This is a genomic window from Alterinioella nitratireducens, assembly GCF_013155465.1.
In the GTDB taxonomy this organism is placed as follows: Bacteria; Pseudomonadota; Alphaproteobacteria; order Rhodobacterales; family Rhodobacteraceae; genus Alterinioella; species Alterinioella nitratireducens.
The window spans coordinates 233,706-251,812 of record NZ_JABJVX010000004.1 but is presented as its reverse complement, the minus strand read 5'-3'; the positions used below and the strand labels follow the sequence as shown (position 1 = coordinate 251,812).

The window sequence follows — 18,107 nt, the reverse complement described above, 5'->3', positions numbered from 1 at the left end:
TCAGCGCTCCTTCAGTTTGACGGAGGCATTGTAGATGTTCATCACACCTGCAATCGCCAGCGACGTGATCAGGTAGAAGAGGCCAAGCAGCAGCATCCCCTCCAGCTCACGACCGGTCTGGTTGATGGTGATCCCGCCAAGCGTCGCGCGCACATCCATGTAGCCCACGGCGATGGCCAGTGACGAGTTCTTGGTCAGGTTCAGATATTGCGAGATCAAGGGCGGGATGATCACCCGCAGCGCCTGCGGCAGCACAACCAGGTTCATGATCCGGTTCGACCGCATTCCCAGGGCCCCCGCGGCCTCGGTCTGGCCGTGGCTGACGGCAAGGATACCGGCGCGCACGATCTCGGCGATGAAGGCGCCCGTGTAGAGGGACAGGGCGAACCACAGCGCGATCAGCGAGTTGCGAAGCTGCAAGCCGCCCTCGAAGTTGAAGCCGGCCAGTTGCGGACGCTCGAATTGCAGCGGGCGGCCGCGATCGACCGTGTCCTCCAGCGGCGCGAGGGCCACGCCCTCGACACCGGCGACCAGGGTTTCGCCGGCCTCCGGCGAGATCACCGCCAGGACGCACTCACCCGATTCGATGTTGGATTGCAGATCGGCGGAGGTTTCCACCGGCACGATCGAGGCACGTTCACCGATGGCGCGGAGGTCGGTCGAAAGGTTCACCGCGGCAGTGCGCGGCAAGGCGCATATCGCGGGGTTGCGGTTCTCGTCGGTGAACTCCTCCAGCGTCATGCCCTGTTGGGCGCCGACGGCCAGAACCGGAAACTGATCGCGCGCACCGGTCGCCGAATAGGCCAGGTAGACCAGAAGCGTCGGGACGATGAACAGACCAAGCGAGACCCACAGGACCGGAAGGATCTCCCCGGTTGCCTCTTGCCGTTTATGGGCAAAGCGGCGGAACAGGAAGATCGCGACCAGCGATGCCACGAATGTCAGGACCAGCAGCATCGCCCCATCGCCCCAGACCGGAGACGGAATGAAGATGCCGCGATTGGTGATGGCGACGCTTTCGCCCAGGATCATCGAGGCATCGGGGTCATCGCCCCGGAAATCCCTCGGCTGTGGCGTGGCTTCGGTCATCACCGCGAAAATGGCGATGATCCACAAAAGCAGCGGCACGTTGCGGAAACCCTCGACATAGACCGTCATCAGGCGGCCCACGATCCAGTTCTTCGACAGGCGCAGCACGCCCGCGATGACACCCAGGATCGTCGCCATGAGGCAGCCCAGGAAGGCCACCAGCAGCGTGTTGAGGATACCCACCAGGGCCGCGCGGGCGTGGGTGCTGTCATTGGTGTATTCGACCAGGCGCTGGTTGATGTCATACCCCGCGCGCTGCGACAGGAAACCGAAGTCGAAATCCTTGCCCAGTTCCGAGAGGTTCTGGACGGTGTTGCGGGCCAGCCAGTAGATGCCGCCCATGATCAGGATCAGCGCGATCACCTGGATGGTCATCGAACGGTATCGGCTGTCATAGATAAGCTGGCTAAGTCGGAACGACTGCGCTGGCGGGTCTGAAATTGCTGACATAGCAGGGAACCCCGGTTCTGTTGGAATGCCGAGCGATCCGAGCCATGCTCATTGTTACGGCGGCTCTGGTCGGTCGGTCGATTGTCGTTGTGACGTGGATGGAAAAAGGGCGCGGTGTGACCGCGCCCTTTTCCTTGGATTTAGCGGAACGGCGGTGCGTAGAGCAGGCCACCATCGGTCCACTGTGCGTTCAGGCCACGCGAGAGGCCGATCGCGGAGTTCTCACCGATGTTGCGCTCGAAGCTTTCACCGTAGTTGCCGACAGCGGCAATCGCGCGCTGTGCCCAGTCATTGTCGAGGCCCAGCATCTCGCCCAGCGCACCTTCGGTGCCCAACAGGCGGTTGATTTCCGGGTTCTCGGTGCCACCGGCCAGTTCGGCGACGTTGGCCGAGGTCACGCCCAGCTCTTCGGCGGCGATCAGTGCGTTCAGCGTCCAGCGGGCGATGTCGCCCCACTCGTTGTCGCCATGGCGCACCAGCGGCCCAAGCGGCTCTTTCGAGATGATCTCGGGCAGAACGACATGCGCGGCCGGATCCTCGAAGGTGGCGCGGGTCGCGGCAAGGCCGGAGGCGTCGGTGGTGTAGACGTCGCAGGCGCCAGCCAGATACTGCTGCTGCGCTTCGGCGTTGGTTTCGACCGGAACCGGCTCATAGCTCATGTTGTTGGAGCTGAAGAAGTCGGCCAGGTTCAGTTCTGTGGTGGTGCCGGTCTGGATGCAGACGGTCGCGCCGTCCAGTTCCAGCGCCGAGGCAACGCCCAGGTCGCGCGGAACCATGAAGCCCTGGCCGTCATAGTAGTTGATGCCGACAAACTCGAAACGCAGGTCGACGTCGCGGCTGAAGGTCCAGGTGGTGTTCCGGGCCAAGAGGTCGATCTCGCCCGAGGCCAGCGCGGTAAAGCGGGTCTGGCCGGTGGTGGGCACGAAGTTCACTGCGCTCGGGTCGTCAAGCACGGCGGCGGCAACGGCACGGCAGACATCGACGTCGAAGCCCTGCCACTCGCCATTCGCATCGGGGGCGGCAAAGCCCACGAGGCCGGTGGTGACGCCGCAGTTCAGAGCGCCGCGCGCCTGCACTTCGCCCAGCGTGCCGCCGCTATGCGCGTCGGCAGCGGCGAAGCCGGCTGCGAGACCAGTCACGGCAAGAGTGCCGAGAAATACGGATTTTTTCATGTTATCCTCTTCCTGATGGACCGCCGCATGAGGGTGAACCCACGGGCGGTTTTATTGGCCTTGCGACCATTGCTATAGCGTAAGAGGTGCCAGAAGGCGCCCCCAACGGGTCTTAATTGGGCAAATCTGGCCCGTCAGGTCAAGGGTTCGTTCTGACGATTTGCCGGACACCCCGCCTTACGCGGGGTAAACCGGGCCGTTCGGGGCGCTTTTCTGCGCTGCGGCACTCAGGCCCAGCCAGAAAGGTCCAGGAACCGGGCCGCGTGCAGGAAAGCCGCACGTTTCAGCGCCGCCTCTTCGGCGGCCTGGCGATCCTCGCCCCATTGCGCAACCTGCCAATCCTCGTCGATCCGGCTGAGCGCCCAGGCCGCCTCGGCCTCGCCCGCGCCATCGGCGACCCAAAGCGCCAGGATCAGCGAGCCCGACAGCGTGACAAGGTCATGCAGGGCGGTCATCGAAAAGGGCCGGAACGCGGCGACCGCACGGTGGTATACGCTCAGGCTGGAGGCGGGCTGTTCGGCGGGCAGCACCCCCGTCACCGTGATCAGCGGCGCGCCATAACGATCCGCGGCCCAAGTCAGGATCGGGGTCCAGCCCTTGTTTTGCTGATCAATCAGGCCCTGCGGCTGCGGTGCGCGATAGCACAGCAGATCGGTCTCGGCATAGCCCGCCAGCATGGCCGCGACGGCCTCTTGCTGCGGCATCAGCTGGTCCAACGCCGAATTGGCCGAGCGCGTGACCGGCATCGTCATCGGGTCGATCACCCCCTCCTGCGCGTCCCATTCGGCGGCGGCGGCCTCGGCCATCGACCGGGTGGGCATCACCAGCAGCGTCTTCAGCGGCGTGCGCACGGGCCGCCCATCGAGGCGCAGCTCGAAACCGGTATCGCCCTCGACCACGTTGGTCTCGCTCCAGAACCGTTTCGCTTTCCAATCGCTCATTGCAGCCTCCATCGGCGCTCCAGGGCCGGGATCACGCCCGTGAAATCGTCGATGACCTCCGACGCGCCGCCCTGAAACAATCTGTTCCTATCGTGATAGCCCCAGGTGACGCCCAGCGCGTGAACGCCCGCGTTGCGGCCCATTTCCATGTCAAACGCCGTATCCCCGAGAATCGTTGCGTCCCGCGCATCAACCCCGGTCTCGACAAGGCAGGCGCGCAGCATCTCGGGGCTTGGCTTGGAGGGGTGGTCATCGGCTGTCTGGATGCTCTGGAACATCCCCACAAGCCCGTGCTGCGCGATGAGATGCGCCATGCCGCGCCGCGATTTGCCGGTCGCGACCGCCAGCAGGACATCGTCGCGGCCCGCCAACGCGTCCAGCGCATCGCGGGCACCGGGATAGAGCGGCGACAAATCCTCGGCCCCCACTGCCCGCAGATCGCCATAGCCCTTCCGGTAGCCCGCGACCAGCCGCGCCTGCAGACCGGCATCCGCCTCGGGCGCGATGCGCGCCATCAGGACCGGCAGCGACAGGCCGACGCATCCCAGGACCGCCGCGCGGGCCGGCGTGGCCAGTCCTTCCCCCTCGAAGGCGCGGGTGGCGGCGGCCATGATATGCGCCTGGCTGTCGACCAGCGTGCCGTCGACATCGAAGATGACCAGCCTGGGGCGGCTGCTCAAAACTCCGGCTCCTCGAACGGGTCGGCGGGCACGTCGCGTTCGTGCCAGCCCAGCGTGTCCCAGGTCCGTTTCATATGCTCGGGCAAGGGCGCCGTCAGGTTCAGCGTCGCGCCGGTGAACGGGTGCTCCAGCGTCAGGCTGCGCGAATGAAGGTGCAGTTTGCGGCTGATCTCTCCGCCCAGTTGGGCGCCCCAGCCGTCGCCGAGATTCTCCTGCCCCGAGCCGCCGTATTTGCCGTCGCCGATGATCGGATGGCCAAGCTCGGCCATATGTGCGCGCAGCTGGTGGGTGCGGCCCGTGACCGGCACCATCGCGACCCAGGAGACGCGCCCGCCAAGCCCTGACAGCACCGCATAATCCGTGGTTGCCCGCTTGGCGCCCTCGGTCGCATCGACCTCGGCCGGGTGGATGCAGTGCATCTTCTCGCCCTCGCCGCCCTTGCCGTGGCCGGGGGCCTTGACCAGCCCGTATTTGATCGTGCCCATGCGCGGCTGCGGCACGCCCGCGACCGCGCCCCAATAGATCTTGCGCGTATTGCGGTGCCGGAAGGACGCCGTCAGTTTCGAGGCCGCCGCCCGTGTGCGCGCCATCAGCAGCACGCCCGACGTGTCCTTGTCCAGCCGATGCACCAGGCGCGGTTTCTCATCCAGCCCGAAACACAGCGCATCGGCCAGCCCGTCGATATGGCGCGTCTGCCCGGTGCCGCCCTGCGTCGGCAGCCCCGGGGGCTTGTTCAGGGCAATGACATGATCGTCGCGATAGATCACGAGGTTCCGCATCATCGCCGCATCGGCATCGGTGATCCGGACCTTTGCATTGGCGGGCGGCTCGATCACGTCATCGGGCAAGGGCGGCACGCGCACCGTTTGCCCCGGCTGCAGCCGTGTATTGGCCTTGACCCGACCGCCATCGACGCGGATCTCGCCCTTGCGGCAGAGCTTCTCCACCGCGCCATGCGAGATATGCGGGAACTGGCGGCGGAACCAGCGATCAAGCCGCTGGTCCGCGTCGCCCTTCGCAACCTCGATGGTCTGAACCCGGCTCATGCGAACACCCCTCTGGCCAGCATCACGCCCAGCCCCAATCCCATTATGGACAATACCACCGACAGCACGACATAGAGCGCAGCACTGCCGATATCGCCGCGCTCATATAGCGTCATCGCCTCCAGCGAGAAGGCGGAAAAGGTGGTGAACCCGCCCAGGAGCCCCGTCATCACGAAAGGCGACAGATAGGTCAGCCCGCGCTGCGCGGCTGCGACCACGAAAACGCCCATCAGGAACGAGCCCAGGACATTGACCGCAAGGATGGCGACAGGGAAACCCCAGTGCCCCGTCAGCCGGATGATGCCCAGCCCCGCCGAATAGCGCAGGCAGGCCCCGATCGCGCCGCCGATGGCGACCTGGAGAAGCGTTGCAAACATGGGGCGCGGTGTGTGCCTTGGCGGGGCGCTTGTCAACCGCCCTGCCGCTTGGCGCGCAGCTTGGAGAAATAGGCCAGCCGCTTGGCCAGGTCACGCTCGAACCCGCGCTCGACCGGCTGGTAATAGGCCTCGCGCGCCATGGTCTCGGGGAAGTAGTCCTGCCCCGAGAACCCGTCCTCGGCATCATGGTCATAGGCATAGCCCGCGCCATAGCCCTGGTCCTTCATCATCCCCGTGGGCGCGTTCAGGATGTGCTTGGGTGGCGGTTCCGACCCGGTCTTGGCCGCCGCCTTGCGCGCCGCCTTGTAGGCGACATAGGCGCCGTTCGATTTCGGGGCCAGCGCCACGTAGATCACCGCCTGCGCCAGGGCCAGCTCGCCCTCGGGGCTGCCGAGCCGCTCATAGGTTTCCCAGGCATCGAGGCATTGACGCTGCGCCGCCGGGTCGGCCAGGCCGATATCCTCCACCGCCATGCGGGTCAGGCGTCGGGCAAGGAACCGGGGATCCTCGCCGCCCTCCAGCATCCGGGCGAACCAGTAAAGCGCGGCATCGGGGTCCGAGCCGCGCACCGATTTGTGCAAGGCGGAAATCAGGTTGTAATGCGCGTCGCCCGATTTGTCGTATTGCGCCGCGCGGCGGCTGAGGCGCTTGCCAAGCTCGGCCGGGCCGAGGGGCGCGTCGGTCTTCCACGCCGCCGCCTGTTCGACCAGGTTGAGCAGCGCCCGCCCGTCGCCATCGGCCATCTCGCGCAGCGTCGCGCGCGCACTGTCATCCAGCGGCAGGCGGCGTTCCAGCGCCGCTTCCGCACGTTGCATGAGTTCCTCCAGATCCTCATCCGAGAGCCGCTCCAGCACCAGCACCTGGCTGCGCGACAGCACGGCGGCATTCAACTCGAACGAGGGGTTTTCGGTGGTCGCGCCGACCAGAAGAATGGTCCCATCCTCCATATGCGGCAAGAACCCGTCCTGCTGCGCCTTGTTGAAGCGATGGATCTCATCGACGAACAGGAGCGTGCCGGAGCCATTGGCGCGCCGGATCTTCGCGGCCTCGAAGACCTTACGAAGGTCGGAGATCCCGGTAAAAATGGCACTGATCTGGACGAAATGCAGGTCCGTCTCCTGCGCCAGAAGCCGGGCGATGGTGGTCTTGCCCACGCCGGGCGGCCCCCAGAAGACCAGCGAGCCGAGCGCGCCGGCGTCCAGCATGCCCCGCAGGCTGCCATTCTCGCCCAGCAGATGCGCCTGGCCGATCACCTGATCCAGGGCACGGGGACGCAGCCGATCCGCCAGGGGGCGGGGGCCGGCTGCGTCGGGGTTTGCGGGCGGGGCAGTGTCGAACAGGTCGGCCATGCCCGCACCCTATGCTGTCGATGCGTTGGGGAAAAGCCAAAGGCACGATCCCGGTCAGTGCATCTTCGTGGCCATGCTGATCGTAACGCAGCGGCTTTCCTCCCCGTCGAAATCGAGGATTCGGCCCGCCGGAACGCAATCCAGCCCCACCCGACGCGCCAGGCGCGGGCTGTTGGCCGGGATGATTCCCAGCACCGAGGTTGCCCCCAACTCGCGCGCCGAGTTGACCATTTCCGAGATCAGCTGCATCTGCACCCGCATCCGCAGCTTGGCGGGCACATCGCGGCTGACGAAGACGCGGCTGCTTTCCCAGATATGCGGGGCCACGGGCGCGGTCTCGTCCAACAGGTCGGACGGGATCGAATCCAGCAGCCCCCGCTGCGCGTCACGGATCATGTAGGTGTAGATGCCGCAACGATGCGTGGTCGGGGTCAGACGCACCCCGGCCATGACCTGCCCGTATTCATGTACCGCTATCCAGCGGCTGGCAGGCGTGTCGTACTGGTCAAACTCCATGCCGTTCGCTTCCGGCAGGTCCCAGTTGTTCTGGACAATAAATGTCTGGTGTCTCGCGCGCAGCATGTTTGCGAACAGTTCACCATGATTGTGCATGTTCTCGAAAGAGAGGGTAGTGACTTGCATGTGGGTGCCTCCTGGTTGGCGGTTGAAAAACCTGCACCGAGGCAACTGCGTCAGCCTTCATAATAATCGGAATTCCCGTGCCTTTTTCAATGCCTCCGCCGTGGTTCGCGCACCCAGACGAACCCTGGCGGAGGAAAGGCGCGCCTTCAGCGCGCTTTCGGAAATACCTAGCTTGGCAGCCGCTGCGGTATGACGATCACCATCGGCAATGAGGCGGAGCGCCTCGACTTGTGCCTTGGTAAGTTCGGTCGGGGGGGCCGCCGCGTCATGCAGCGACCGCGCACATTCGGCGATCTGGTCGATCTCGGCGTCGGTGAATTCGCGATCTCCGCGCGCGGCACCGATGATCGACCGCGACGTGATCGGCCCGCAGGACACCACCGCCCCATAGAGCAGGCCATGCTGCTTGGCCTTCTGCATGATGCTGAACGGGTCCGGCAGCCTGATCTCGCTCCACCGTGTCTGGCCACTGATGCCGATCCCCCAGAAGACGAGGGGATCGCGCAGGGCATAAGCGTTATCCTGATACTCCTGCTGCCAGGCGGCAGGGTATGTGCTGCGAAGAATGAGGGGGGAGGCAAACCGAATGTGCAGGCCGACGGTGTATCCCATCGGGGCCAATGTGCCTAACTGATTAAGCAAGGATATGAGTACTCTACTTTGGGACATGTCTTTTTAGATAGGTTGTCTGAAATGGAACGGGCCGTAAAGTCTTATTATGACGAACAACTTGGCGAGTCGAATGTCCGAGAAGATTAATGCGGATCTTTTCGCGCGTCTGATGGGTCTGGCCCACCCGGCACGCAGGGATCTTTTGGAATTCATGGGGGAAACCCCTATTGCGGAAGCGGAACTGGAACGGCTGATCGAAGAGATCGCTCAGAAAGGTAACAGCGAAACACCAAAACCGGTTTAACAGATTACGCGAAAGCGGCAGAATGCCGCTCCATCACGAGAAAACCCCGCCCTTTCCCAAGGCGGGGTTTCGTGTTTTTCGGGCCGTCCTCGGGGGCGGCGCGGGCGGCGTTATTCCGCCGCTTCCTCGGCCTCGACCCGTGCGCGGTCGCCCGCACCCTTGGCATCGACGTCGCGGTCGACGAACTCGATGATCGCCATCGGGGCCATGTCGCCGTAGCGGAAGCCCGCCTTCATGATGCGGACATAGCCACCCTGACGCTCGGCATAGCGGGGGCCGAGAACCTCGAACAGTTTCGCAACATAGGCGTCTTGCTTGAGCTGGCTCGCGGCCTGGCGGCGCGCGTGCAGGTCGCCGCGCTTGGCCAGCGTGATCAGTTTCTCGACGATCGGACGCAATTCCTTGGCCTTGGGCAGGGTGGTCTTGATCTGCTCATGTTCGATGAGCGAGCCGGCCATGTTCGCCCACAGCGCCTTGCGGTGCTCATGGGTGCGGTTCAGGCGGCGGTATCCTCGTGCGTGACGCATGATTTGGGTCTCCTTACATTTTGCTTTGTCCGGGGACAGGTGCGTGCCCGTCCCTCACCTATTGGGGCGTGGTTGCCCAAGGCGGGTTTTGGCCAAGGGCCAGGTTCCGCTGTTGTCGTGCGGCAGGACATTGCGCCCTGCCGTAGGGTGGGCAGTTTGCCCACCAATCAGAAATTGTCTTCGAACTTCTTCGCCAGATCCTCGATATTGTCGGGGGGCCAGTCGATGATGTCCATGCCCAGGTGCAGGCCCATGCCCGACAGCACTTCCTTGATCTCGTTCAGGGATTTGCGGCCAAAGTTCGGCGTGCGCAGCATCTCGGCTTCGGTTTTCTGGATCAGATCGCCGATATAGACGATATTGTCGTTCTTCAGGCAGTTGGCGGACCGCACCGACAGTTCCAGCTCATCGACCTTCTTCAGCAGAAGCGGGTTGAATTCCAGATCGTCCTCGTCGTCCTGGCGGCCGGCGGCCTCGGGCTCGTCGAAGTTGACGAAGATCGACAGCTGATCCTGGATGATCCGCGCGGCATAGGCCACGGCATCGTCGGGGCTCAGCGAGCCGTCGGTTTCCAGCTTGAGCGTCAGCTTGTCATAATCCAGCACCTGCCCCTCGCGGGTGGGCTGCACGTCATAGCTGACCTTCTTGACCGGCGAATAGATCGCGTCGATGGCGATCAGGCCGATGGGCGCATCCTCGGGGCGGTTCTTGTCGGCGGCAACATAACCCTTGCCGGTGTTGACCGTCAGCTCCATGAACAGGTCCGCGCCCTCGTCGAGGTGGCAGATCACGTGATCGCGGTTCAGGATCTCGATCCCGGCGCTTTCGGAAATGTCACCGGCGGTGACGACCTTGGGGCCCTTGGCGGAAATCGAGACACGCTTGGGGCCATCGGCATCCATGCGGATCGAGACGCCCTTGAGGTTCAGCACGACATCGGTGACGTCTTCGCGCACACCCGAGATCGAGGAGAACTCGTGCAGGACATTGTCGATCTGCACCGAGGTGATCGCGGCACCTTGCAGCGAGGACATCAGCACGCGGCGCAGCGCGTTGCCGAGCGTCAGGCCAAAGCCACGTTCCAGCGGTTCGGCCACGACGGTCGCCTGACGGGCGGGATCGTTGCCGGGGTTCACCACCAGTTGCGTGGGCTTGATCAGCTCTTGCCAATTCTTATGGATCATGTGTCGCCTCCATTCCTGTTCCGGGCCTTGTGATCCGTGGCCGGAACGCTCGAGGATCAAAATGACACCACGGGCCGCGCAAAATGGCACGGCCCGGGGAGAGTAAACGGTATCTTAAACGCGGCGGCGCTTCGGCGGACGGCAGCCGTTATGCGCCATCGGGGTCACGTCGCGAATCGCGGTGATGTTGAAGCCGACAGCAGCCAAGGCCCGCAGCGCGCTTTCGCGGCCCGATCCCGGTCCCTGCACTTCGACCTCAAGCGATTTCACGCCGTGTTCCTGTGCCTTCTTGCCTGCATCTTCCGCAGCCATCTGCGCCGCGTAGGGCGTGGATTTCCGGCTGCCCTTGAAGCCCATCGTGCCAGCGGAAGACCAGGAAATCGCGTTGCCCTGGATATCCGAGATGAGGATCTTGGTGTTGTTGAACGAGCTGTTCACATGTGCCACGCCGGTGGCAATATTCTTGCGCTCTTTGCGCTTGGGTGCTCTCTTGTCGCGTGCCATTGATCTGCCCCCTTACTTCTTCTTGCCGGCAATGGCCTTTGCGGGGCCTTTGCGGGTGCGTGCGTTGGTATGGGTGCGCTGACCGCGCACGGGCAGGTTGCGGCGGTGGCGCAGGCCACGGTAGCAGCCCAGGTCCATCAGGCGCTTGACGTTCATCTGCGTCTCGCGGCGCAGGTCGCCTTCAACGGTGAAGTTGGCGTCGATATGTTCGCGGATCTGCAGAACCTCGGCATCCGACAGCTCATTGACCCGGCGGGTCTGGTCGATGCCGACGGCGTCGCAGATTTCCTTGGCCGACGAGGGGCCGATTCCGGTGATATAGGTCAGCGCGATCGGAACGCGCTTGGCGGTGGGGATGTTCACGCCAGCAATACGTGCCACGTAAGTCTTCCTTTTCGTTGCGGTTCCGTGCTTCCAGAACCTTTTTTCACAACCGAAAGCCCGAGGCGGGGTGCCACCGGGCCGTCGAAACTGATTTGCACTGTCGGGTCGCGGGTCGCGGCCATTTCCCAGGCGATTCCCTTACGGGACGCTTGCAGGTAGTGGCATTTCACCCTGGGGTCAAGGGGCCGGTCAGGCCCTGTCAAGAACTTCCTTGATTTCTGCCGAAACAGCCTCGATATCGGCCATTCCGTCCACCGCCACATGCTGCCCCTTGGCATAATAATAGCCAATCAGGGGCGAGGTATCGCGGTAATAGGCCAGAAGCCGGGTGCGAAAGCTGTCCTCGTTGTCGTCGGGGCGGCGCTTGAACTCGGACGCGCCGCATTTGGCGCATGTGCCGTCGGCGGGCTGCGGCTTGGTCTCGTCGTGATAGACCTCGCCGCAATTTGCGCAGGTCGAGCGTCCGGTGACGCGCGCGACCAGTGCCTCGTCATCGACCTTCATCTCGATCACGGCATCGAGGGTCTCGCCTTCCTTCTCCAGCAATTCCCCAAGCGCGTCGGCCTGGGCCAGCGTCCGGGGAAAGCCGTCGAAGATGAAGCCCGCGGCGTCCACCGTCTCGATCTGCTCCTCGATCAGGCCGATCACGATCTCGTCGGTGACAAGCTCACCGCGCGCCATGACATCGGCCACGCGCTTGCCCATCTCGGTGCCCGAGCTTTGCGCCGCGCGCAGCATGTCGCCGGTCGAGAGCTGCACCATGTTGCGGTCGTCAACCAGGCGACGCGCCTGCGTGCCCTTGCCCGCCCCCGGCGGTCCGAGAAGGATGATGTTCATCGCCGCGCCGGTCCCTTCTTCCGTTTGCCAGCCTTGGCACCACCCTTGCGGCCGCGCAGCTGCGATTTCTCGATCAGGCCCTCATACTGATGCGCCAGAAGATGGCTTTGCACCTGTTGGACCGTGTCCATGCCCACCGAGACGATGATCAGGATCGAGGTGCCGCCGAAATAGGCCGTGATCGACAATTGCGTGCGGATCATCTCGGGCAGCAACACCACCAGCGCCAGGTAGCCCGAGCCGAGGACGAGGACGCGGTTGACCACGTATTCCAGGTATTCGGCGGTCTTGGGACCGGGGCGGATACCGGGGATGAAGCCGTTCTGGTTCTTCAGGTTGTCGGCGACGTCCTCGACCTTGAACGACACGTTGAGCGTGTAGAAATAGGTGAAGAAGATGATCATCCCGGCAAAGAAGATCAGGTAGAGCGGCTGACCGGGACCGAAGAGCGTCAGGATCCAGGTCATCAGCGGACCGGCATTCTGCCCGGAGAAGGTGCTGATCGTCGTCGGCAGCAGCAGCAGCGACGAGGCGAAGATCGCCGGGATCACGCCCGCCGGGTTCACCTTGATCGGCAGGTGGCTGGAGCCGCCGTCATAGACCTTCATCCCCACCTGGCGGCGCGGATACTGGATATGGATCTTGCGCAGGGATCGCTCCATGAACACGACGAAAAGCAGCGTCGCCATGATCATCACCAGCACGCCCAGGATCACCGGCGTGGTGATCGCGTTCTGGCGCCCCTGCTCGAAGAACTGGGCGAAGGCGCCGGGGATCTCGGCGATGATGCCGACGAAGATGATCAGGCTGATACCGTTGCCGATACCGCGCGCGGTGATCTGTTCGCCAAGCCACATCAGGAACATCGTGCCGCCGACCAGCGTCACCACGCAGGCCGCGCGGAAGAACCAGCCGGGATCGGTGACCAGCCCGCCCGCTTCAAGGCTGACGGCAAGCCCGTAGGCCTGGAAGGTCGCCAGCAGCACGGTGCCGTAGCGCGTGTACTGGTTGATCTTCTTGCGGCCCTGCTCACCCTCTTTCTTGATGTTCTCAAGCGCCGGGACCATGGCGGTCATCAGCTGGATGATGATCGAGGCCGAGATATAGGGCATGATGCCCAGGGCAAAGACGCCCATCCGCCCGATCGCGCCACCGGTAAAGAGGTCGATGACCCCGCCGAGGCCCGCCGCCGCCTGCTCCATGAAGGCGCGCAATTCGCCGCCGTCGATGCCGGGAACCGGAATATAGGTGCCGAGGCGGTAGATGATCAGAAGGCCGATGGTGAAAAGGATGCGCTGGCGCAGCTCGGTGGCCTTGCCAAAAGTGCTCCAACTCAGGTTGGCCGCCATTTGCTCTGCAGCAGATGCCATGTGGTCTCTCTCATGCACTGCGCCGCGAGATCGGGATCGACCACGCGGCGCGGGAAGAACGTTGCCTGATGATGTAAGCGCTAACGGGCGCGCTCACAAGCATTCATCAAGGCGCGCGGTTATTCCGCCGCAGCAGGCGCCGCCACGGTCAGGCTGCCACCGGCCTTCTCGACGGCCTCGACGGCCGATTTGGAGGCACCGGTCACCGTCAGGGTGACTTTCGCGGACAGATCGCCCTTGGCCAGCACGCGCACACCGTCAAGCTTGCGCCGCACGAGGCCCGAGGCCAGCAGAACATCCTCGGTGATCTCGGATTTCGCGTCCAGCTTGCCGTCGTCGATGAATTTCTGGATGTTCCCGAGGTTCACCACGGCAAAGGACTTGCGGTTGGGCTTGTTGAAGCCGCGCTTGGGCAGACGCTGGTAGATCGGCATCTGGCCGCCCTCGTAGCCCTTGATGGCCACGCCGGAACGGGATTTCTGACCCTTGATGCCGCGCCCGGCGGTCTTGCCCATGCCGGACCCGGCACCGCGTCCGACGCGTTTCTTGGGCTTCGTCGCGCCGGGATTGTCGCGCAGTTCGTTGAGTTTCATGTCGCTTCTCCTTGCCGGAACTGACCCCCGAAGCGATCTGGGGCCAAACACGGCTTTGTGGTTGATTCTGGTGGCGGTATGAGGCCACCGGGGGCGTATAGACGGGGTGAGGGGGTGGATCAAGGGGCAATGACCTGAGGCCCTGGCCCCAAAAAGAAAAACGCCCCGGCCATCACTGACCGGGGCACTCTGTTCCATCCGCAGGGTGGGCAGTTCTGCCCACCAAACGTCAGCCCTTCTCTTCCACGATCTCCACCATATGCGGGATCTTGGCGATCATGCCGCGCACGGCGGGGGTGTCTTCCAGCTCACGGGTCTTGTGCATCTTGTTCAGACCCAGGCCGATCAGCGTCTGGCGCTGCTTTTCGGGGCGGCGAATCGGCGAGCCGATCTGCTTGACGACGATTGTTTTTGCCATTGGTCTCAGGCCTCCTCGGCAACTTGGCTGGACTCGGCCGGCGCGTCATCCCGCTTGGGCAGGATATCGGCGACCTTCTTGCCACGGCGCGACGCGACCATGCGGGGGCTGCTTTCCTGGCGCAGACCGTCCAGCGTGGCGCGGATCATGTTGTAGGGGTTCTGCGTGCCGGTCGATTTGGCGACGACGTCCTTGACGCCGAGCATCTCGAAGATGGCGCGCATCGGGCCACCCGCGATGATCCCGGTCCCTTCCGGTGCCGTGCGCATCGTGACCTTGCCGGCGCCGTGATGGCCCTTGACGTCGTGATGCAGCGTGCGGCCTTCCTTCAGCGGCACGCGGATCAGCTGGCGCTTGGCCTGCTCGGTGGCCTTGCGGATCGCCTCGGGCACCTCTTTCGCCTTGCCCTTGCCAAAGCCGACACGGCCCCGCTGGTCGCCGACGACGACGAGGGCCGCGAAGCCGAAGCGCTTGCCGCCCTTGACGGTCTTGGAGACCCGGTTGATCGCGACCAGGCGGTCTGCGAATTCGGGGGTTTCGTCGCGTTCCTGGCGACGGCCCCGGCGTTCGTTACGTTCTGCCATTCTCAGGCGTCCTTTCCATCAAGGCGCTTGTGCGCGCCGCTCTTGTCTCAATCGAAGTGAGCCCGCAGGCCCCCCGATCATCGAGGCGGCGCAGGTAGCGCGCCGCCCGCATTTTCAATCCGTAGGGTGGGCTGTTAGCCCACCTCAACCCGTCAGAACTTCAGGCCACCTTCACGCGCGGCGTCGGCCAGGGCCTTCACCTTGCCGTGAAAGAGGAAGCCGCCACGGTCGAAGTAGCAATCCTCGATGCCCGCCGCCTTGGCGCGCTCGGCGATTGCCGACCCGATCTTGGCCGCCGCTTCGACGTTGTTCTTGCCCACGACGCCCAGGTCCTTCTCCATCGAAGAGGCCGAGGCGAGCGTGACGCCGTTCACATCGTCGATCAGCTGCACGCTGATGTTCTTGTTCGAGCGGTGCACGCTGAGGCGCGGACGCCCGTTCGCGGTGCGCCGCAACTTGTTCCGAACGCGCAGGCGGCGTTTCTGGAACAGGACTTTTTTGCTGTTTGCCATTTTTCGCGCCTTTACTTCTTCTTGCCTTCTTTGCGGAAGACGAACTCACCCTTGTAGCGGATGCCCTTGCCCTTGTAGGGCTCGGGCTTGCGCCATTCACGGATGTTCGCCGCCACTTGACCGACCAGTTGCTCGTCGATGCCCTCGATGATCACTTCGGTGGGCTTCGGGGCGGTCACGGTGACCCCCTGCGGCACATCGAAGATCACGTCATGGCTGAGGCCGAGCGCCAGCTTGAGCGAATTGCCCTGCATCTGCGCGCGATAGCCCACACCCTGGATCTCGAGCTCTTTCTTGAAGCCTTCCGTCACACCGGTGACCAGATTGGCCACCTGGGTGCGCGACATGCCCCATTGCTGACGGGCACGCTTGGAGCGCCCACGCGGCGTGATCGTCACGGCATTGTCTTCGACCGTGATCGTCACATCGTCGGTTGCGGTGAAGCTGCGGGTGCCTTTCGGCCCCTTCACTTCAACGGTCTGGCCGGACACCGAGGCGCTGACGCCGCCGGGCAGGTCGACCGGTTTTTTCCCAATACGAGACATTCCAGACCTCCTTAGAATACGGTGCAGAGCACTTCGCCGCCAACATTGGCACCGCGCGCTGCTGCGTCCGACATCACGCCCTTCGACGTGGAGACGATGGAAACACCCAGGCCCTGACGGACCTGCGGGATGTCGTTCACGCCCATGTAAACACGACGGCCCGGGGTGGACACGCGCTTGACTTCGCGGATCACCGGGGTGCCTTCGTAGTATTTCAGGCTGATTTCGAAGCCGGGATGACCACCGTCAACCGTGGTGGCCTCGTAGCCGCGGATATAGCCTTCGTCCGCCAGCACATCCAGAACCCAACCGCGCAGCTTGGAGGCCGGGGTGAGAACCGTGGATTTGCCGCGCAGCTGACCGTTGCGGATGCGGGTCAGCATATCACCGATAGGATCGTTCATTGCTTTCCCTCCCTTACCAGCTCGACTTGACCATGCCGGGGATCTGGCCGTTCGAGGCCAGATCACGCAGCTTGATCCGCGACATTTTCAGCTTGCGGTAATACGCCTTGGGGCGGCCGGTCAGCTGGCAACGGTTGTGCAGCCGGGTGGCCGAGCTGTTGCGCGGCAGTTCGGCCAGTTTCAGGCGCGCCTTGAAGCGCTCCTCCATCGGGCGGTCTTCGTCAGACGCGATCGCCTTCAGCTCGGCACGTTTGGCGGCGTATTTCTCCACCAGGCGCTGACGCTTCAGCTCGCGTTCGATCATTGCTTTCTTAGCCATGTCTTTGGTCCTCTCCGCGGATCAGCTGTTGAAGGGCATGTTGAAGAGCTTCAACAGCGCCTTTGCTTCCGCGTCGGTATTCGCGGTGGTGGCGATCACGATATCCAGGCCCCAGACCTCATCGACCTTGTCGAAGTTGATCTCGGGGAACACGATATGCTCCTTCATGCCCATGGCATAGTTGCCACGACCGTCGAAGCTCTTGCCCGGGACGCCGCGGAAGTCGCGGATACGGGGCATTGCGATGGTGATCAGACGATCCAGAAATTCATACATCCGGTCGCCGCGCAGCGTGACCTTGGCGCCAAGCGGCATCTCTTCACGCACGCGGAAGCCCGCGATGGATTTCTTGGCCTTGGTGGTCATCGCCTTCTGGCCCGCGATCAGCGTCAGATCTTCCTGCGCAGACTTGGCCTTCTTGCTGTCACGCACCGCCTCGGCCCCGCAGCCGATATTCAGGACGATCTTGTCCAGGCGCGGGATCTGCATGTCGTTGTCGTAGCCGAACTGCTCTTTCATGGCCGCGCGGATGCGGTCCTTGTAGTCGGCCTTCAGGCGCGGGGTGTAATTTGCACTATCAAGCATCGATCACGTCCCCCGTGGTTTTCGCAAAACGCACCTTCTTGCCGTCTTCCATGCGGAAGCCGACGCGCGTTGCCTTGCCCTTGGCATCCAGCAGCGCCAGGTTGCTCAGCTGGATCGGCATCGCCTTGGGCAGACGTCCGCCCTGGTCGCTCTGGGATTGCTTGGTGTGGCGGACGGCCATGTTGATGCCATCGACCACGGCCTTGCCGGATTTGGGATCGACGGAGGCAATCTCGCCCTCCTTTCCCTTGTCCTTGCCGGCCAGCACGACGACCTTGTCGCCCTTTTTCAGTTTCGCGGCCATCACAGCACCTCCGGCGCAAGCGAGATGATCTTCATGAAGTTCTTCGCGCGCAGCTCACGAACCACCGGCCCGAAGATACGGGTGCCGACGGGCTCGTTGTTGTTGTTGAGGATCACGGCGGCGTTGCGATCGAAGCGGATCGCGGTGCCGTCTTCACGGCGAACTTCCTTGGCGGTGCGCACGACGACGGCCTTGCGGACGTCGCCCTTCTTCACGCGGCCGCGCGGGATGGCTTCCTTCACCGAGACGACAATGATGTCGCCAACGGAGGCGTATTTACGCTTGGAACCACCCAGGACCTTGATGCACTGAACTCGGCGAGCGCCGGAGTTGTCAGCAACATCCAGATTGGTCTGCATCTGGATCATGTGGTTT

Annotated in this window: 26 protein-coding genes; 1 reads left to right on the top strand and 25 read right to left on the bottom strand. The window is 63.7% G+C overall.

What is annotated here, in order from left to right; translation table 11 throughout:
* From HNS34_RS08995 to HNS34_RS08955, 9 genes are all read right to left on the bottom strand, one after another.
* The gene (locus HNS34_RS08995) at nucleotides 1–1,539 is read right to left on the bottom strand and encodes an amino acid ABC transporter permease (RefSeq protein WP_172319722.1); all 1,539 of its coding nucleotides are present in this window, start codon (nucleotides 1,537–1,539) and stop codon (nucleotides 1–3) included.
* Between the two features lie 140 nt (nucleotides 1,540–1,679).
* Nucleotides 1,680–2,711, bottom strand: a complete 1,032-nt coding sequence (locus HNS34_RS08990; RefSeq protein ID WP_172319721.1) for an amino acid ABC transporter substrate-binding protein — start codon at nucleotides 2,709–2,711, stop codon at nucleotides 1,680–1,682.
* Nucleotides 2,712–2,938: 227 nt separating this feature from the next.
* Nucleotides 2,939–3,652 carry an ATP12 family chaperone protein gene (locus HNS34_RS08985; RefSeq protein ID WP_172319720.1) on the bottom strand — a complete coding sequence of 238 codons (714 nt, stop codon included), beginning with the start codon at nucleotides 3,650–3,652 and terminating at the stop codon, nucleotides 2,939–2,941.
* Nucleotides 3,649–4,332, bottom strand: coding sequence for an HAD-IA family hydrolase (locus HNS34_RS08980; RefSeq protein WP_172319719.1), 684 nt, complete (start codon nucleotides 4,330–4,332; stop codon nucleotides 3,649–3,651). The genes HNS34_RS08985 and HNS34_RS08980 overlap by 4 nt, the downstream gene beginning before the upstream one ends.
* Nucleotides 4,329–5,378, bottom strand: coding sequence for an RluA family pseudouridine synthase (locus tag HNS34_RS08975; protein ID WP_172319718.1), 1,050 nt, complete (start codon nucleotides 5,376–5,378; stop codon nucleotides 4,329–4,331). Before HNS34_RS08975 ends, HNS34_RS08980 begins: the two co-directional genes overlap by 4 nt.
* Nucleotides 5,375–5,755, bottom strand: coding sequence for a fluoride efflux transporter CrcB (gene crcB / locus HNS34_RS08970; RefSeq protein WP_172319717.1), 381 nt, complete (start codon nucleotides 5,753–5,755; stop codon nucleotides 5,375–5,377). Before crcB ends, HNS34_RS08975 begins: the two co-directional genes overlap by 4 nt.
* A 32-nt stretch (nucleotides 5,756–5,787) precedes the next feature.
* Nucleotides 5,788–7,104 carry a replication-associated recombination protein A gene (locus HNS34_RS08965; RefSeq protein WP_172319716.1) on the bottom strand — a complete coding sequence of 439 codons (1,317 nt, stop codon included), beginning with the start codon at nucleotides 7,102–7,104 and terminating at the stop codon, nucleotides 5,788–5,790.
* 54 nt (nucleotides 7,105–7,158) lie between these two features.
* Nucleotides 7,159–7,746, bottom strand: a complete 588-nt coding sequence (locus HNS34_RS08960) for an acyl-homoserine-lactone synthase (RefSeq protein WP_172319715.1) — start codon at nucleotides 7,744–7,746, stop codon at nucleotides 7,159–7,161.
* A 57-nt stretch (nucleotides 7,747–7,803) separates the two neighbouring features.
* On the bottom strand, nucleotides 7,804–8,415 hold the full coding sequence (locus HNS34_RS08955) for an autoinducer binding domain-containing protein (protein WP_172319714.1): 612 nt from the start codon (nucleotides 8,413–8,415) through the stop codon (nucleotides 7,804–7,806).
* Between the two features lie 73 nt (nucleotides 8,416–8,488).
* Here HNS34_RS08955 and HNS34_RS08950 point away from each other — a divergent pair, with 73 nt between their 5' ends.
* Nucleotides 8,489–8,662 (top strand): hypothetical protein, encoded by a 174-nt coding sequence (locus HNS34_RS08950; RefSeq protein ID WP_172319713.1) that lies wholly within the window; start codon nucleotides 8,489–8,491, stop codon nucleotides 8,660–8,662.
* 110 nt (nucleotides 8,663–8,772) lie between these two features.
* Here the strand turns inward: HNS34_RS08950 and rplQ are convergent, their stop codons facing one another.
* From rplQ to rplN, 16 genes are all read right to left on the bottom strand, one after another.
* Nucleotides 8,773–9,189 carry a 50S ribosomal protein L17 gene (rplQ, locus tag HNS34_RS08945; protein WP_172319712.1) on the bottom strand — a complete coding sequence of 139 codons (417 nt, stop codon included), beginning with the start codon at nucleotides 9,187–9,189 and terminating at the stop codon, nucleotides 8,773–8,775.
* A 167-nt stretch (nucleotides 9,190–9,356) separates the two neighbouring features.
* Complete coding sequence (locus HNS34_RS08940) at nucleotides 9,357–10,373, bottom strand: DNA-directed RNA polymerase subunit alpha (protein WP_172319711.1); 1,017 nt, start codon at nucleotides 10,371–10,373, stop codon at nucleotides 9,357–9,359.
* A 114-nt stretch (nucleotides 10,374–10,487) separates the two neighbouring features.
* Nucleotides 10,488–10,877 (bottom strand): 30S ribosomal protein S11, encoded by a 390-nt coding sequence (gene rpsK / locus HNS34_RS08935; RefSeq protein ID WP_172319710.1) that lies wholly within the window; start codon nucleotides 10,875–10,877, stop codon nucleotides 10,488–10,490.
* Between the two features lie 12 nt (nucleotides 10,878–10,889).
* Complete coding sequence (gene rpsM / locus HNS34_RS08930; RefSeq protein WP_172319709.1) at nucleotides 10,890–11,258, bottom strand: 30S ribosomal protein S13; 369 nt, start codon at nucleotides 11,256–11,258, stop codon at nucleotides 10,890–10,892.
* Nucleotides 11,259–11,450: 192 nt separating this feature from the next.
* Entirely contained in the window at nucleotides 11,451–12,098 is a 648-nt protein-coding gene (locus HNS34_RS08925; RefSeq protein ID WP_172319708.1) for an adenylate kinase, read from the bottom strand.
* Nucleotides 12,095–13,468: a preprotein translocase subunit SecY gene (secY, locus tag HNS34_RS08920; protein ID WP_172319707.1), complete on the bottom strand. Its 1,374-nt coding sequence runs from the start codon at nucleotides 13,466–13,468 to the stop codon at nucleotides 12,095–12,097. Before secY ends, HNS34_RS08925 begins: the two co-directional genes overlap by 4 nt.
* A 119-nt stretch (nucleotides 13,469–13,587) precedes the next feature.
* Nucleotides 13,588–14,061, bottom strand: a complete 474-nt coding sequence (gene rplO, locus HNS34_RS08915; RefSeq protein ID WP_172319706.1) for a 50S ribosomal protein L15 — start codon at nucleotides 14,059–14,061, stop codon at nucleotides 13,588–13,590.
* A 229-nt stretch (nucleotides 14,062–14,290) separates the two neighbouring features.
* Nucleotides 14,291–14,479 carry a 50S ribosomal protein L30 gene (gene rpmD / locus HNS34_RS08910; RefSeq protein WP_085802457.1) on the bottom strand — a complete coding sequence of 63 codons (189 nt, stop codon included), beginning with the start codon at nucleotides 14,477–14,479 and terminating at the stop codon, nucleotides 14,291–14,293.
* Nucleotides 14,480–14,484: 5 nt separating this feature from the next.
* Nucleotides 14,485–15,063 (bottom strand): 30S ribosomal protein S5, encoded by a 579-nt coding sequence (gene rpsE, locus HNS34_RS08905; RefSeq protein WP_172319705.1) that lies wholly within the window; start codon nucleotides 15,061–15,063, stop codon nucleotides 14,485–14,487.
* Nucleotides 15,064–15,215: 152 nt separating this feature from the next.
* On the bottom strand, nucleotides 15,216–15,575 hold the full coding sequence (rplR, locus tag HNS34_RS08900; protein ID WP_172319704.1) for a 50S ribosomal protein L18: 360 nt from the start codon (nucleotides 15,573–15,575) through the stop codon (nucleotides 15,216–15,218).
* 11 nt (nucleotides 15,576–15,586) lie between these two features.
* Nucleotides 15,587–16,120, bottom strand: a complete 534-nt coding sequence (gene rplF, locus HNS34_RS08895) for a 50S ribosomal protein L6 (RefSeq protein ID WP_172319703.1) — start codon at nucleotides 16,118–16,120, stop codon at nucleotides 15,587–15,589.
* Between the two features lie 11 nt (nucleotides 16,121–16,131).
* On the bottom strand, nucleotides 16,132–16,524 hold the full coding sequence (rpsH, locus tag HNS34_RS08890; protein WP_172319702.1) for a 30S ribosomal protein S8: 393 nt from the start codon (nucleotides 16,522–16,524) through the stop codon (nucleotides 16,132–16,134).
* Between the two features lie 13 nt (nucleotides 16,525–16,537).
* The gene (rpsN, locus tag HNS34_RS08885) at nucleotides 16,538–16,843 is read right to left on the bottom strand and encodes a 30S ribosomal protein S14 (RefSeq protein ID WP_172319701.1); all 306 of its coding nucleotides are present in this window, start codon (nucleotides 16,841–16,843) and stop codon (nucleotides 16,538–16,540) included.
* A gap of 21 nt (nucleotides 16,844–16,864) precedes the next feature.
* Nucleotides 16,865–17,428, bottom strand: a complete 564-nt coding sequence (gene rplE / locus HNS34_RS08880) for a 50S ribosomal protein L5 (protein ID WP_172319700.1) — start codon at nucleotides 17,426–17,428, stop codon at nucleotides 16,865–16,867.
* Nucleotides 17,421–17,732: a 50S ribosomal protein L24 gene (gene rplX, locus HNS34_RS08875; RefSeq protein WP_172319699.1), complete on the bottom strand. Its 312-nt coding sequence runs from the start codon at nucleotides 17,730–17,732 to the stop codon at nucleotides 17,421–17,423. The genes rplE and rplX overlap by 8 nt, the downstream gene beginning before the upstream one ends.
* Nucleotides 17,732–18,100 (bottom strand): 50S ribosomal protein L14, encoded by a 369-nt coding sequence (gene rplN, locus HNS34_RS08870; RefSeq protein WP_005621870.1) that lies wholly within the window; start codon nucleotides 18,098–18,100, stop codon nucleotides 17,732–17,734. Before rplN ends, rplX begins: the two co-directional genes overlap by 1 nt.
* Nucleotides 18,101–18,107 lie beyond the last annotated feature (7 nt).

Excerpts from the sequence above, each read along its gene's own strand:
- HNS34_RS08965 (WP_172319716.1), bottom strand. The coding sequence starts at position 7,104 with ATGGCCGACCTGTTCGACACTGCCCCGCCCGCAAACCCCGACGCAGCC.
- rplF (WP_172319703.1), bottom strand. The coding sequence starts at position 16,120 with ATGTCTCGTATTGGGAAAAAACCGGTCGACCTGCCCGGCGGCGTCAGC.
- HNS34_RS08940 (WP_172319711.1), bottom strand. The coding sequence starts at position 10,373 with ATGATCCATAAGAATTGGCAAGAGCTGATCAAGCCCACGCAACTGGTG.
- HNS34_RS08950 (WP_172319713.1), top strand. The coding sequence starts at position 8,489 with ATGTCCGAGAAGATTAATGCGGATCTTTTCGCGCGTCTGATGGGTCTG.
- rpmD (WP_085802457.1), bottom strand. The coding sequence starts at position 14,479 with ATGGCAAAAACAATCGTCGTCAAGCAGATCGGCTCGCCGATTCGCCGC.
- rplO (WP_172319706.1), bottom strand. The coding sequence starts at position 14,061 with ATGAAACTCAACGAACTGCGCGACAATCCCGGCGCGACGAAGCCCAAG.
- HNS34_RS08955 (WP_172319714.1), bottom strand. The coding sequence starts at position 8,415 with ATGTCCCAAAGTAGAGTACTCATATCCTTGCTTAATCAGTTAGGCACA.
- HNS34_RS08960 (WP_172319715.1), bottom strand. The coding sequence starts at position 7,746 with ATGCAAGTCACTACCCTCTCTTTCGAGAACATGCACAATCATGGTGAA.
- crcB (WP_172319717.1), bottom strand. The coding sequence starts at position 5,755 with ATGTTTGCAACGCTTCTCCAGGTCGCCATCGGCGGCGCGATCGGGGCC.
- HNS34_RS08925 (WP_172319708.1), bottom strand. The coding sequence starts at position 12,098 with ATGAACATCATCCTTCTCGGACCGCCGGGGGCGGGCAAGGGCACGCAG.
- secY (WP_172319707.1), bottom strand. The coding sequence starts at position 13,468 with ATGGCATCTGCTGCAGAGCAAATGGCGGCCAACCTGAGTTGGAGCACT.
- rpsN (WP_172319701.1), bottom strand. The coding sequence starts at position 16,843 with ATGGCTAAGAAAGCAATGATCGAACGCGAGCTGAAGCGTCAGCGCCTG.
- rplR (WP_172319704.1), bottom strand. The coding sequence starts at position 15,575 with ATGGCAAACAGCAAAAAAGTCCTGTTCCAGAAACGCCGCCTGCGCGTT.
- rpsK (WP_172319710.1), bottom strand. The coding sequence starts at position 10,877 with ATGGCACGCGACAAGAGAGCACCCAAGCGCAAAGAGCGCAAGAATATT.
- rplE (WP_172319700.1), bottom strand. The coding sequence starts at position 17,428 with ATGCTTGATAGTGCAAATTACACCCCGCGCCTGAAGGCCGACTACAAG.
- HNS34_RS08995 (WP_172319722.1), bottom strand. The coding sequence starts at position 1,539 with ATGTCAGCAATTTCAGACCCGCCAGCGCAGTCGTTCCGACTTAGCCAG.
- rplX (WP_172319699.1), bottom strand. The coding sequence starts at position 17,732 with ATGGCCGCGAAACTGAAAAAGGGCGACAAGGTCGTCGTGCTGGCCGGC.
- HNS34_RS08985 (WP_172319720.1), bottom strand. The coding sequence starts at position 3,652 with ATGAGCGATTGGAAAGCGAAACGGTTCTGGAGCGAGACCAACGTGGTC.
- rpsH (WP_172319702.1), bottom strand. The coding sequence starts at position 16,524 with ATGAACGATCCTATCGGTGATATGCTGACCCGCATCCGCAACGGTCAG.
- HNS34_RS08975 (WP_172319718.1), bottom strand. The coding sequence starts at position 5,378 with ATGAGCCGGGTTCAGACCATCGAGGTTGCGAAGGGCGACGCGGACCAG.
- rplQ (WP_172319712.1), bottom strand. The coding sequence starts at position 9,189 with ATGCGTCACGCACGAGGATACCGCCGCCTGAACCGCACCCATGAGCAC.
- rpsE (WP_172319705.1), bottom strand. The coding sequence starts at position 15,063 with ATGGCAGAACGTAACGAACGCCGGGGCCGTCGCCAGGAACGCGACGAA.
- HNS34_RS08990 (WP_172319721.1), bottom strand. The coding sequence starts at position 2,711 with ATGAAAAAATCCGTATTTCTCGGCACTCTTGCCGTGACTGGTCTCGCA.
- rplN (WP_005621870.1), bottom strand. The coding sequence starts at position 18,100 with ATGATCCAGATGCAGACCAATCTGGATGTTGCTGACAACTCCGGCGCT.